This window comes from Pseudothermotoga thermarum DSM 5069, assembly GCF_000217815.1.
Classification (GTDB): domain Bacteria; phylum Thermotogota; class Thermotogae; order Thermotogales; family DSM-5069; genus Pseudothermotoga; species Pseudothermotoga thermarum.
This window is the reverse complement of record NC_015707.1, coordinates 1,348,214-1,361,047: the sequence shown is the minus strand read 5'-3', so window position 1 is coordinate 1,361,047 and position 12,834 is coordinate 1,348,214. Positions and strand designations below refer to the sequence as shown.

The window sequence follows — 12,834 nt, the reverse complement described above, 5'->3', positions numbered from 1 at the left end:
TTCAAGGGATTGTGATGAATGGCTGCGATTGTTTGGTATAGTTGTTTTGGCTTGAAGCTGAATCAAGCCCTAGGGTCGGACCGGCTGGAAGTAACGCCTGTGGAGCAGGAAAATGCGATGAAGCAAAAAGCCCATTCCTTAAAAGGAATGGGAGGAGGTCACGTTAAAAAAGCCGGGGCATTGGTCCCCGGCTGTTTTTTAACCTATCCAACTTTTTATGTCTTGCTCTACGGTTGAAATTGTTCCAATGTTGAATTTTTCTACCAAAAGCTTTGCAACATTTTTCGACAAAAAGGCAGGTAGGGTTGGTCCAAGGTGGATGTTCTTAACACCAAGATACAGCAAAGCAAGAAGAACCGTTACAGCTTTTTGTTCATACCAAGCGATGTTGTACACTATTGGAAGTTCGTTTATATCCTTCAGATTAAATATCTCCTTTAACTTGAGTGCAATCAAAGCCAGCGAGTACGAATCGTTGCACTGACCTGCATCAAGCACCCTCGGTATTCCGTTGATATCTCCAAGGTTCAATTTGTTGTACCTATACTTTGCACAACCTGCGGTAAGAATAACCGTGTCTTTTGGCAAAGCCTTTGCGAATTCGGTGTAATACTTTCTTACAGGAAATCTTCCATCACAACCTGCCATGACAACGAATTTCTTGATTGCCCCGGTTTTGACTGCTTCAACGATTTTGTCGGCAAGCGCCAGAGCTTGATTGTGAGCAAAACCACCAATTATGAATCCTTCTTCGATGGGTGTTGGCGGGGGACATCTTTTGGCATGTTCTATGATCAATGAAAAATCTTTCGTGCCGTCTTCTTTTTCAGGGATGTGCTTTACCCCTGGGAAAGCGACCATGTTGGTGGTGTACAATCTGTCTTTATAGCTGTCTTTCGGCGGAACCAAGCAGTTGGTGGTCATCAAAATTGGTCCGTTGAACTTTTCAAATTCTTCGCTTTGTTTCCACCAAGAATTGCCGTAGTTTCCAACAAAGTGTGGGTATTTTTTGAAGAAAGGATAATAATGCGCAGGAAGCATTTCACCGTGCGTGTAGACGTCGATGCCAGCATCTTTCGATTGTTCCAAAAGCATTTCCAAATCTCTCAAATCGTGACCTGAAACCAAAATGCCAGGTCTATTTCTAACACCGATGTTCACTTTGGTCATCTGTGGATTGCCATATCTTGAAGTATTTGCTTTATCGAGTAATTCCATGGTTTTAACTGCGTATTTACCTGTTTCCATGACCAAGGAGATCAATTCGTCAGTCGTTATGTCTTTTCGAAGGGTTTGGGATAAAGCTTCTTCCATAAATTTGTATATCTCTTCATCTTTAAAACCAAGAACGTAAGCATGATAGGCATAAGCCGCCATACCTTTGATTCCGTAGGTTATAAGTTCCTTTAAAGATCGAATATCCTCGTTTGGTTCAGACAAGATTCCAACTTCTTCTGCTTTTTTCAAGAAATCCTCTTTACTTTGGCCGGTCCAAGTCAAAAAGTCTGCAAACTCTTTCGCTTCAACTTTCAGTTTTGATTTTAGGGAATCTCGAATGGTTAAACCTTCCTTGATTTTTCCGACAAAATAGTGTGGATCAAAGTTTACGTTGGTAACAGTTGAAAAAAGGCTTTCAAGCAAGAACTTGTTTGTTTTTTCCTCGTTGATCTTTTGTTCTCTTGCCAGTTTGTTTAACCAAGCGATGGCTTTTGTCACGTAAACCAAAACATCTTGAAGTTTTGCTGTTTCATCCGTCTTGCCACATACTCCGGCTTTCAACGAACAAGCTACATTGTTGAGAGCTTCTTGACACTGGTAGCAGAACATCGACATGCTCATACCTCCTTTAATCTTGAATTATCTTGCCGTCTATGGAGATTGTTATCTCAGAATATGGAACTATCGTTTTTGCCTCGAGCATAGCCTGCTTGACCATCATTGCTATGCCGTTGCAACATGGAACTTCCATTTTGAGAACTGTGATGCTTTTTATCGTGTTGTTTTTTAAGATTTCCAAGAACTTCTCGTAGTAAAGATCAAGTTCGTCAAGCTTTGGACAACCTATTATCGTTTTTCTTCCTTTTATGAACTCTTGGTGAAGATTTGCATAAGCATAGGCAACACAATCTGCTGCGATGAGAAGATGAGAATCTTGCAAAAACTTTGCGTAGGGATTGATTAGCTTGAACTGTATTGGCCAGTTGGTTAATTGAGATTCAACATGCGGATGTTCTTGTTGTTCAAGATCTTGACGATGCTCAACCGATGTTCTTTGAATAGTCTGCTCCATTGAACCGGGACAACCACACGGAAGCAGTTGCTGTGAATTGCTTTCAACGTGTGTTTCATGTTCATGATGTATCGTATTTGTATTTCGCTCGACTTCAATTATTTCTATGGCTCCTGTTGGACAAACCGGAAGACAAGCTCCAAGTCCATCGCAGTAATCTTCGTTCACAAGTTTTGCCTTGCCGTTGATCATCTGAATCGCTCCTTCATGGCATGCGGTAACACAAAGCCCGCAACCGTTGCATTTTTCTTCATCAATCCTTACGATTTTTCTTTTCATTCCTTGCACCTCCATTCTGAGAATAGTCAAAGTTGAAAGATTTTTCGGTAACAGATGTTACAAAAAAACTATTGATAAATTGGTATATATTTGGATATACTAATCACAGAGGGAGGGCAATTCGTTTGAACTTCTCCAAATTGATCTGTTCAAAACTCTTCAACGGTCTAAATGAAAAAGAGATATTCGAAGAGCTTAAGAAGGTTTCCTTCATACAAAAAACCTTTCATGAAGGTGAAACGATTTTTCACGAAGGCGAAGAACTTCTTTTCATAGGTTTGATAGTGGAAGGATCGGTTGACGTTGTTCACGTTTCCATTTCTGGAAAACAGTACAAAATAACCACTTTAAGTCAAGGTGATACAATCGGTGAAGCCGTTTTGTTCTCATCTCATTCTCACATTCCAGCTACAGTTGTCGCAAGGGAAAAAAGTTTCATCTTGTTCTTCGATAAAAGTGCGATAACAAAGCTTATACGTAACAACGAAAGAATATTGAGAAATTATCTTCGAATCCTTTCTGACAGGATTTTGATGATGAACAAGCGTTTGAAAGAATCTACGCTCATGAATCTAAGGCAAAGAATATGCAATTACCTTTTGGAGCAGTACAAGAAGACAAAAAGTTTGACTATTGAATTACCATCTTCCAAGGAAGATCTTGCTGAGTTGTTTGGAGTGCATAGACCTTCTCTTTCAAGAGAACTGATCAGAATGCGTGATGAGGGAATAATAGATTTTCACGGCAGAACGATAAAGATACAAGACCTTGAAAAAGTTGAGGACATAGTTTATGAGAGTTTTGAAGTTTAGTTGCAAAGGCTTGCTATCAAGTTGAACCAGTTACTTTGTGAGAAACTTAAAGCCATGTAGTCGGTTTGATATTTTGAAAAAAGTGTTGGATTCGTTGTGAAAAAGATGCTCAATGGATGGTAAATCTGTCTTACTGAATTGTCGACCTTTTTTTCTGCGTAGTAATAGACCACAAAATTCTCGATTTTCTCTATGACACTGTTTATTTTTGCTTTTATCTCCAGATCATTGAAATTATCACTCCAAGTTTCACATAGTTGCTTCATGTCAAAAAGCAAATTGTCAACGTAAGTTACCACATTTGAGTAGTTCAAATCCCTTACAACTCCGGTATGATTCATCAAGGCAGCAGCTAGATTGTTCAAGACATTATTCAAATCGTCCGCTTTTTCAAGATCGTAAACTGCCAGACTCAAACCTATGCCTACATACGTTTGGTAATCACTTCTCCTTTTGGCGAATTCTCGGTAAAAATCCACGATTCTTTTACTGAATTCAAAACTGTCGGTCGATGATGAAATTCCTCCAAGGAACGTGTAATCCCACCCATAAGCTGGTTCACTAAAGCTCGATGCCACAGCGTATTTTGCAAGATCTTTTACCTCATAAAGCACCTCAAAAGATCCCATCAAACAAGCGTCAAAGCCAAGGACATCTAACTTTTGTAATCCGACTTTTGACAAGGCATTTCTGATTGCATCGGCAAGTTCGGATGTGGTAAGAGCGTTGTTTTGCGGACCATCATAGGATATGGCTTTGGGCTTGAATTGTTCTTTTCCATCGTCAATCCAAGCATTTCCATGGTTCCATATTATCAATGCATATCTATTTGCAACGAAGTTTTTCAGTTGTTTTGTAAGCCATTCTTCCAAAAAATCTCCTGAACCTGAGTCAATTCCATCGTAAGGATCGGTGTATGGATCGATCAGAACACGGCTGCCGTTGGAGGAAAGAACATACGTTCCATCCTGTTTGCCTATAGGTCTGTCAAGCATAACAACTGCAGAGAAATTTTGATTATAACCGACAGTTTCAAGTTCTTGCAAATCACTTAAAGCATAGTCATCCAAATCGTTATCCGCACCGAACCAAATTAGAACAAGCCAGTTTGGTCTTACAAAAGAAAGAGTTACACTTATTGAAATCGAAGGATTGTAAACCAAACTTGCAGTCGCTGTGTGTGTTCCTTCAAAATTCTTTGTGGCAAGGATCGAAAAAGTAGCTCTTCCATAGTCATCTGTTGTTGCAATATATGTTTTTCCCATGAGTGTTAACTGTGCTGGTTGGTTAGCGATGGGATTACCAAATTCATCCTTGAACGTGAATGTTAGATAGTTCATCCTTCCTATAACACATGTAAGATCACTTTCAAAATATACCCTGCTTGTAGTAAGAGCTGCACAGGCGTAGAGAAATATAACAACGACAGCTATGAGAATCAGAATTCTGAACGTTTTCAAGATTGAACCTCCTAAGGAAAGTTTACCACAAAAAAGCCGCATCGCATGGATGCGGCTCTGATGAAAAACATTATTCCCAAGTTATGTCTTAAATTTCGCAACCATCGATGAAAGCGTCTGAGACAGACTTGTCAATTCGTGGCTGATTTCTTCAAGTTTTTGTGCTTGCCTTGCTTGCTAATCGATTAGATGTTGAACATTGGATAGGTCCTTGATCATCCCTTCAACGGAATCTGTGAGATGTTTCATAGCTGCTGCCATCTCTTCGGCTGATGCTCCTTGTTCTTGTGCTATCGCAGCAGAATCTTCGACTCGAGAACTCATAGCTTGAACTTTTGACATGATAGATTCAAACTGAGCGGTGATTAACCTTCGATTTTCAAACATCTCATCGACAACTTTGAAGACTTCCTGAGACTCGCTTTCAACATTTGCTACACTATCTCTAAGAGAACCGAGTATTTTGGATATGTTCTTTGTGGCATCCTGCGTCTGCTCAGCAAGTTTTCTTATTTCATCTGCGACCACTGCAAAACCACGTCCTGCTTCACCAGCTCTTGCTGCTTCTATAGCTGCGTTGAGTGCAAGCAAGTTGGTCTGCTCAGCTATAGATTCGATTGTATTCACAACGTTTCCAATCACGTTCGTGGATTCAAGCAATTCCTTCAAGCTCCTGGCTTGTTCCTCTGTGAACTGTTTCAGCTGCTGAATATTCTTGGCAATGATTTCCACGGTTTTGGTTCCCTCATTTGCCGCAGCACTGACTTCCTTAGACTGAACTGCGAGTTCTTCCATGGCTTTCGCTGTTCCTGCTGCGCCGTTTGCAACCTGATCAACTTGTTCCATGACAATTCGCGTGGATTCAGAAATTCTGTTTGCAGCTTCCAAAATGCTCTGAAAGGCTTTTTGCGCGTTCTGCGAAGCACTTCGATTTTCGTCTATCAAAAGATCAAATGTTTTTGCAATTCCTGCAAGGCTGTTCGAACTCTCAATTATGCTGTTTATGATCTGTTTCAAAGATTGCGTCGCTTGATTTAGAGCTTCCTCCATGTGAGAAAGTTCGTCTTTGCCCTTCTTTTCGAAAACCGTCGTCAGATCTCCAGTGCCGAAGTTGACTACCTTTGTTGCATCTTCGCGTATTCTTTTCACAAGTGGGAGCGTTGTGAAAGAAAGCAGCATTAGAACCACGCCGGCCATTATCACATAAATTATTATGGTGTTTCTTGCCAAGATATTTCTCTCTACCAGCAATTCTTGCATATCAGCTATGGAGAAGACATAATAATCAAACCCCGGTACCTTTGACCAAATTGCCAGTTTTTGCTGTCCTGACTCGTTGTATTCCAAATAGTTAACTTTCGAATCCTTCATCGCTTGAAATGGTTTTGAAAGCTCTGCAATCTCGCTGGCTTTTTTGCCAAAATTCTTCATATCCTTATGAAGTATCACATTACCTTCAGAATCCACCAGGGCGACATACCCTTTTGTTCCAATTTTACTTTTCTCAACCAGTGTTTTCCACAACTCCCCATTATCGCTCAAATTCAAGTTCATTCCTAAAATTCCCATCACTGTATCCCATGCAAAAATTGGTGTGACAATTCTTAGAACAGGAACTGAATCTTGATAGGTTAACTCAAGATAAGTGCTTAGATCACCTGCTCTTGCACGTTCTACATAACCTTCGTACAACGAGTAGTCGACTTTTTGAGTTCTTTCTGTCTCCTGACTCACATAACCTGTTGCTTTATTAAAATAGGTTGCTGCAAAGCCAGAATGGATAGTTTCAGGATATTTTGCAAGAGTTTTTCTAAAATTCATGGCAATTAAGAAAGCATCTCCATAAGACGCACCAAGATAATTTGCTGAAAGCTCAGTTAACTCAACCATTTTTGACAACTTTTCAGATGCATACTGTGCAAGAGCTTGGGTGCTGCTTTGTGCTCCTTGGACTATGGAACGGGTTATCATCAAAGTCGATGTTCTATAAACAAAGATGAAGCTCACAATGAATCCTGCTATTACAAGTATGATAATTAAGATAATTTTTGCTCGAATACTCATAGTTAAACCCCCTTTTGAAAAAATTTCATTATAAAGAAGAAATTATTAAATTGCTGCATTATTCACTAGGTTTCTATCACAAAGCTTTCATTCCATCGTCGCTCTGCACCTTTATAAGCTTTGGATGTTTTCCAAATGTTTTGAAATAATGTTCATCAAGCTCTGGGAATATCCATTCGATTATATTTTTTCTGGCAAGGACCAAGACACTGCCCCCAAAACCTCCCCCAACCATCCTTGCACCCAAGATGCCAAGCTTGCCTTTCAGAAATCCAACTATGAAATCAAGTTCATCACAGGATACTTCATACAAATCCCGTAAACTTGTGTGAGATTCGTAAAGCAATTCTCCAAGTAAGTAAAAGCGATTTTCTCTCAACGCTTTAACTGCTTTAAGTACGCGAGCATTTTCATCAATGACATGCTTGGCACGTTTTTTCAAAATTGGATCAAGTATCTCAAGGTCTTCCGGTTTAACTTCTCTAAAGGATTTTTTGCTTATAACCTTTAAGGCTTGTTCACATTCTGCCCTTCTTTTGTTATACTCTGAAGATGATAGCTCATGCTTAACTTGAGTATCGATGAGCACAAACTCGTAATCTCCAAGGTTCAAAGGAACGTATTCAAAGGACAGAGTCATAGTGTCTAACAAAAGGGCGTAGTCTTTTTTCCCAAAAACTGCAGTAAATTGGTCCATGACACCGCAGCGAACGCCCACAAATTCTCTTTCGGCTTTAACGCCTATTTCGACAAGCTGTTTGCCATCGATCGGTAGTTTGAATATTTCTCTTAAACCATAGGCTACTGAGATTTCCAAAGCTGCGGAGCTTGATAAGCCAGAACCGATCGGCAGCGTTGAACTGATATGAATTTTCACTGGCTCGACCTTAAAGCCCATTTGTTCTATTGCCCATATCACTCCCATTGGATAATCGGTCCACTTGCCAAGTTTTTGGTGTCTTTCAAGTACAACTGTTTCGTTGAAGGTATCTGAGTGAAATTCAAACCTGTCGCTCGGTTGAATATCCACCTCAACGTATTTGTCAATGGCAAACGGTAAAACGAACCCATCGTTGTAGTCGGTGTGCTCACCTATTATGTTCACTCTTCCAGGCGCTCTGAACTTTGGCATTCTTCTCCCTCCACCTTGGCTTCTCTAAGCATTTTGGCAGCCTGTTCCGGTACAACCGGATTTATGAAAGTCCAAGTGCCAGTTTCAACACTTGCCATCCATTTTATTTTATCTTTATCGCGTTTTGGTGGGTTAAATTCAACATGGAAATGAAAGATCTCTTCGTTTATAGGTACGTTAACAGGTGCTTGAAAGAACATCATCATGTAGGGGAATTCCTCTTGGTACAAAGCATCGTACTTTGATGTAACCAACTTCAAAATCTTTGCAAAATCCGATCTTTCTTCACCTGAAAGCTGTGTTATGTAGCTTACATGCCTTTTTGGATATATGTGAACCTCAAATGGAAAACGTGCGTAGAATGGTACGACCGCCAAAAAGTGCTTCGTTTGACAAACGATTCTTTCTTTTTTCATCAACTCTTGCTTTACAACATCGCAGATCACACAGCTTCCTTTTTCTTTGTACCACTTTTTCATTGCCATCAGTTTTGTCTCTATTCTCTTTGGGATGAACGGAAAAGCGTAAAGCTGTCCGTGGGGATGTGGTAAGCTTGCTCCAACTTCCTTACCGCGATTTTCGAAAATGAATATGTATTTTACAAAATCGTACTTTGACAGATCGATTGTTCTATCAACCCACATTTCGACCAATTTTTCAATTTGCTTAAGTGGCATGCCAGGTAATGCGGTGTTGTGGTCGGATGTGTATACAACAACTTCGCATACACCGTAAGATCTTTCTTTTTGGAAAAAATCGTCCTGAACAACTTCCGGTGGTTCTCTCAAAAGGGCTGGGAATTTGTTGTCAAAACTTACCAAATCGTACTGCTGCGGCAACTCGGCGCCTCCAATGCATATAGGACAACTTTGCTGGCTTGGTTGAACTGGCCTTTTTTGAGTTTCAGCAGAAACTATGATCCATTCGTCTGTGAGTGGATTGTAACGAAGCTCTTGCATCATGTTCCCCCTTCTGAATAAAAGTGAAACAACCTTTTATTTTCTCTCAAAACGGTGTTTTTCACAAGGAAAATTTTCTTTGGTTCTTCCACAAAACCTCTTTTAGATTCAAAAACACCGTACTTGCTGTGTTCATCAACATATTCTACCTTGAAATCTTCAAAAATGTTTGAAATGTTCAAAAGTTTTACGATAGGAAGCTGTTTTGCGTCGGTGTGGAAAACCAAACCGTAGTTTAAAACATTCACGATCTTCAAGGTTGTTTCGTCAGTTTCGTCTACTTCAACGTAAACCCTCACCGCTTTGTTGAGCAAAGCGTTGACGATCAGCTCTCTAAGAAAATCTCCTTCTGGTAGTTCCACAAATGGTTTTCTCATCAAAATTGCGTCGGCTTTTCCAACGGCACCAAGCCACGATATCCCATCTGCAATGATGTAAGAGTCTTTCAACAGATTTCTTGCAGCTTGTAGCTCATCCAATTTTGAGAAGCGAATTTTGAAGTGTTCAACGTTCATATTTTTCAAACGGTTCAAGATGGTAAGGTCAAACGGCAAGTCAACAACGGGTTTCAATCTGTGAGCCGCGCATTGTTTGACAAAGTGTTCCAAAGCTTTTTCATCCTCGATGTAAAGAGTCATCAAAGCATCGCAGTTGTTTGAAACAGCCTCTTTAATCCTCTTTTCAAGTTCTTCAAAGCTGGTTCTAAGTATTCTCAAAGGTGAAGAAACTTTTGTCACTTTGTTGTACTCACAAACGGTTTTTACATACTCTTTCAACAAAAAGTCTGGTTTTGCTCCTTCTAAAAGCACAACTGGTTCTACTTCAACTGGTTGATCAAAAGGCTTTTGGTAAATCAAATACCCTTTTACTTCACTTCCAATTTTGCTTGTATGAGCTATCGCATTTTTTTCCGACAAAAACCCAATAAGGATATTTTTACCGACAACGAAATTGCTTGCCGTTGCCAACGTAAGATCTAAATCGATCGAAAATGCTTCAACTTTTCCTTCAGCTTTGTCGAGAGTTCCAAAGAATATGCATCCAAAATCTTGCTTCACCAAGTCGATAGAAACCTTCTTGGCTTCGAAAAACGTTGAAAATATCCCTTTTTCCCAAACTTGGCCAAAAATTTTCATATACCCTTCTCCCTGTACTAGAAGACTTCTATTTTTTCCAAAAACTCATGTTGGTTAGTCCCATCGACCAACAAAACTTGCATGGTGTAAAGACCTTTTTGCAAGCCAACAAGTTCAACTTCGACTGCCGGGTATGTGAAAACCTGTGTAACCATATCCGTTGGCTTTGGTGAAACAACATGTGCTTTAATGATTATCTTTCCTTCTTCCACCAAAACCGAATCAACTTCAATGCTGTATCCACCAGTTGGTTTTTCACCTGCGCTTATAACCACAAAAATCTTGGTTCCGAATTCAAAACGTGTTGTTTGTTTGCGATTCTCATCAAAAATTAGTACACTCGGTTCATTGGTGCCTCTGACTGGTTTAACAAGAAAAGTGTCTTTTGACTTTTGTACTTGAAGATCCACTTCCAAACCAGAGACCAATATTTTGCTGGTTTCCTTTGGTAAGATGAAAAGATGTTGAGGTAAATCAATGTAAAAGTTTCTCCTTTTTCCTTTGATTTCAAAACTGTGTACAAAATTGGGACCAACAATTTGCACGTCGAAAACATCGGTTGAAACAAGCGCGGGTGCAAAGCGCCAGGCTTTCAAAAGAAGAACAATTTCATTTTCTTTTGAAAGTATCATGTATTGAACGTTGAAAGATCTTGTTCCAACCGATTGGTAATATTCCGAAGGAAAAACAACTTCAACTGGAGCATAGTAAACAAAGCCCATTAGAGTAACTCCAAAAAGCAAAAATGCAAAAAACAACTTTTGCATAGAAATCGCCTCATATTTCCATAACGTCGCCGGGTTTCATAATCACACACTTCACACCTGTTTTTTGAACTTCTTTGGCGAATTTTTCCGGATCAGCACTTATAACCGGCCAGGTGTTGTAGTGAATTGGAACTACAACCTTTGGTTTGATCATCTTAACAGCTTCCACGGCATCCCACATGTCCATGACGAAATTGCCTCCAATTGGAAGCATTGCAACGTCTACATTTTCCTTTGCCAAAAGCTCCATATCCTTTGTCAAACCAGTGTCACCGGCATGGTAAATCTTTTTCCCCTCGGCTTCGATCAAAAAACCACATGGATTACCCGCATACACCGGAAGATCTCCTTCGATTAAACTTGAGCCATGAACTGCCGGTGTAAGTTTAACCGTTCCAAAATCGAAGGCATATTTTCCACCAATGTGCATTGGATGCGTTGAAATGCCATGCCTTGCAATATAGCTGCAAAGCTCAAAATTCGCAATTACAGTTGAGCCATTCGCTTTGGTTATCTTGATGGTATCACCGAGGTGATCGGCATGACCGTGCGTAACCAAAATGTAGTGAATTTTTGGAAGATCGGAAAGCTTTATCGGGCAAGCTGGATTATCGCTTATAAATGGGTCGATGAGCAAGTTTTTCTCTTTAAGTTCCACCAAAACAGCCGCATGTCCCAAGAATTTGATCTTCATACCATCACCTCCTGCTATATTTTACCTTAATAGAGCTTTTGATGTAGCATTGTACTTGAAAGAGAGTCAAATTAATCAGGGGGAAATTTGGTGTGTCAAGCAGACCCGATTTTCAAATTTTGAAAAATAGATTGGAAAAACTGCTTGAAAAGCTCAAAAATTGTGATCTTTGCCCAAGAAATTGCAAAGTCAACAGGCTAGAAGGTGAAATAGGAGCTTGTCAAATAGGTGCAAAAGTGGTTGTTGCAAGCTATGGTCCCCATTTTGGTGAAGAGTCTTTCCTGGTAGGTTACGGTGGTTCTGGAACCATTTTCTTTTCAGGTTGCAATTTGAAGTGCGTGTTCTGTCAAAATTGGACGATCAGCCAAACTTGCGAAGGGAAGGAAGTCGAACTTGAAAAAGTTATGCTCTTTCTTCAGAAAATTGGTTGTCACAACATAAACCTTGTTACGCCAACCCATCAAGTTCCGATGATCTTTGAGGCTTTGATCAAAGCCTTTCAACTTGGCTTAAAGATTCCAATAGTTTACAACTGCGGTGGATACGAATCGGTGGAAACACTCAAACTTCTGGAAGGAGTCATAGATATCTACATGCCGGATTTTAAATACGGAGACGATGAGATGGCTTTAAAGTATTCTGGTGTTCACAATTATGTGGAAGTGGCTAAAACAGCACTCGAAGAAATGTTCAGACAAGTTGGACCGCTTCGGATAGAAAACGGTGTAGCGGTAAAAGGTGTTTTTGTAAGGCACCTTGTGCTTCCAAATGATCTTGCAAACAGCGAGAAGGTTTTCAAAATCATAGCAGACGTCTCAAAGGATATACCCGTGAACGTCATGGCTCAGTATTATCCAACTTACAAAGCCTCCAGATATCCTGAGCTTTCAAGAAGGATATACCAAAGTGAATATTACAAAGCAGTTGAACTTGCAAAAAAATATGGCTTAACTGTGGTTCAATAGTTTTAAAAAGGTGTATACTTTAATTAACTTCTAGGAGGTGATGGACCTGTCAACTTAAGAAGGAAAACTGCACTAATAGAAGAAATGGAAATAGCCACTTCACTATGTCCTCATCCCTCCTCTTGTACCATAACCTGCTTATGTTAAAACGCCTCAGCCTGTACCTTTTTATCCCTATCACGCTCTCAACAAGACTTCTTTCCCCAAACCTCTCATGCTCGTGTTCCCAATATCCCATATTCTTTTGGGAGTTCGGATAATTTTGTGTCTGGTGGT

General features: G+C 40.0%; 13 protein-coding genes. 3 read left to right on the top strand and 10 right to left on the bottom strand.

Features of this window, described 5'->3' with window-relative positions:
- The first annotated feature begins 18 nt into the window (after positions 1-18).
- Positions 19-237 (top strand): hypothetical protein, encoded by a 219-nt coding sequence (locus tag THETH_RS10705; RefSeq protein WP_013932642.1) that lies wholly within the window; start codon positions 19-21, stop codon positions 235-237.
- On the opposite strand, the gene hcp is transcribed toward THETH_RS10705, so the two are convergent.
- Positions 199-1,833, bottom strand: a complete 1,635-nt coding sequence (hcp, locus tag THETH_RS06925; protein ID WP_013932641.1) for a hydroxylamine reductase — start codon at positions 1,831-1,833, stop codon at positions 199-201. The two genes, THETH_RS10705 and hcp, sit on opposite strands and share 39 nt — an antisense overlap.
- A gap of 13 nt (positions 1,834-1,846) precedes the next feature.
- Positions 1,847-2,569 (bottom strand): ATP-binding protein, encoded by a 723-nt coding sequence (locus THETH_RS06920; protein WP_013932640.1) that lies wholly within the window; start codon positions 2,567-2,569, stop codon positions 1,847-1,849.
- A 125-nt stretch (positions 2,570-2,694) separates the two neighbouring features.
- On the opposite strand from THETH_RS06920, the gene THETH_RS06915 reads away from it, so the two are divergent.
- Positions 2,695-3,381, top strand: coding sequence for a Crp/Fnr family transcriptional regulator (locus THETH_RS06915; RefSeq protein ID WP_013932639.1), 687 nt, complete (start codon positions 2,695-2,697; stop codon positions 3,379-3,381).
- On the opposite strand, the gene THETH_RS06910 is transcribed toward THETH_RS06915, so the two are convergent.
- The 7 genes from THETH_RS06910 to THETH_RS06880 form a co-directional block, all read right to left on the bottom strand.
- Positions 3,378-4,841, bottom strand: a complete 1,464-nt coding sequence (locus THETH_RS06910) for a clostripain-related cysteine peptidase (RefSeq protein WP_013932638.1) — start codon at positions 4,839-4,841, stop codon at positions 3,378-3,380. The two genes, THETH_RS06915 and THETH_RS06910, sit on opposite strands and share 4 nt — an antisense overlap.
- 177 nt (positions 4,842-5,018) lie before the next feature.
- On the bottom strand, positions 5,019-6,905 hold the full coding sequence (locus THETH_RS06905; RefSeq protein ID WP_013932637.1) for a methyl-accepting chemotaxis protein: 1,887 nt from the start codon (positions 6,903-6,905) through the stop codon (positions 5,019-5,021).
- 76 nt (positions 6,906-6,981) lie between these two features.
- Positions 6,982-8,037 (bottom strand): galactokinase, encoded by a 1,056-nt coding sequence (locus THETH_RS06900; RefSeq protein ID WP_013932636.1) that lies wholly within the window; start codon positions 8,035-8,037, stop codon positions 6,982-6,984.
- Positions 8,007-8,996: a galactose-1-phosphate uridylyltransferase gene (gene galT / locus THETH_RS06895; protein ID WP_041446421.1), complete on the bottom strand. Its 990-nt coding sequence runs from the start codon at positions 8,994-8,996 to the stop codon at positions 8,007-8,009. Before galT ends, THETH_RS06900 begins: the two co-directional genes overlap by 31 nt.
- A complete protein-coding gene (locus tag THETH_RS06890; RefSeq protein WP_013932634.1) occupies positions 8,996-10,132 on the bottom strand; it encodes a hypothetical protein in 1,137 nt (378 codons plus the stop codon). Before THETH_RS06890 ends, galT begins: the two co-directional genes overlap by 1 nt.
- Positions 10,133-10,149: 17 nt before the next feature.
- Complete coding sequence (locus THETH_RS06885; RefSeq protein WP_013932633.1) at positions 10,150-10,899, bottom strand: protease complex subunit PrcB family protein; 750 nt, start codon at positions 10,897-10,899, stop codon at positions 10,150-10,152.
- 10 nt (positions 10,900-10,909) lie between these two features.
- Positions 10,910-11,593 carry a metal-dependent hydrolase gene (locus THETH_RS06880; RefSeq protein WP_013932632.1) on the bottom strand — a complete coding sequence of 228 codons (684 nt, stop codon included), beginning with the start codon at positions 11,591-11,593 and terminating at the stop codon, positions 10,910-10,912.
- Positions 11,594-11,685: 92 nt separating this feature from the next.
- Between THETH_RS06880 and THETH_RS06875 the strand changes: the two genes are divergently transcribed.
- Positions 11,686-12,558, top strand: a complete 873-nt coding sequence (locus tag THETH_RS06875) for a radical SAM protein (RefSeq protein WP_013932631.1) — start codon at positions 11,686-11,688, stop codon at positions 12,556-12,558.
- A 49-nt stretch (positions 12,559-12,607) separates the two neighbouring features.
- On the opposite strand, the gene THETH_RS10535 is transcribed toward THETH_RS06875, so the two are convergent.
- Positions 12,608-12,796: a hypothetical protein gene (locus THETH_RS10535; RefSeq protein WP_013931581.1), complete on the bottom strand. Its 189-nt coding sequence runs from the start codon at positions 12,794-12,796 to the stop codon at positions 12,608-12,610.
- Between the last annotated feature and the right edge of the window lie 38 nt (positions 12,797-12,834).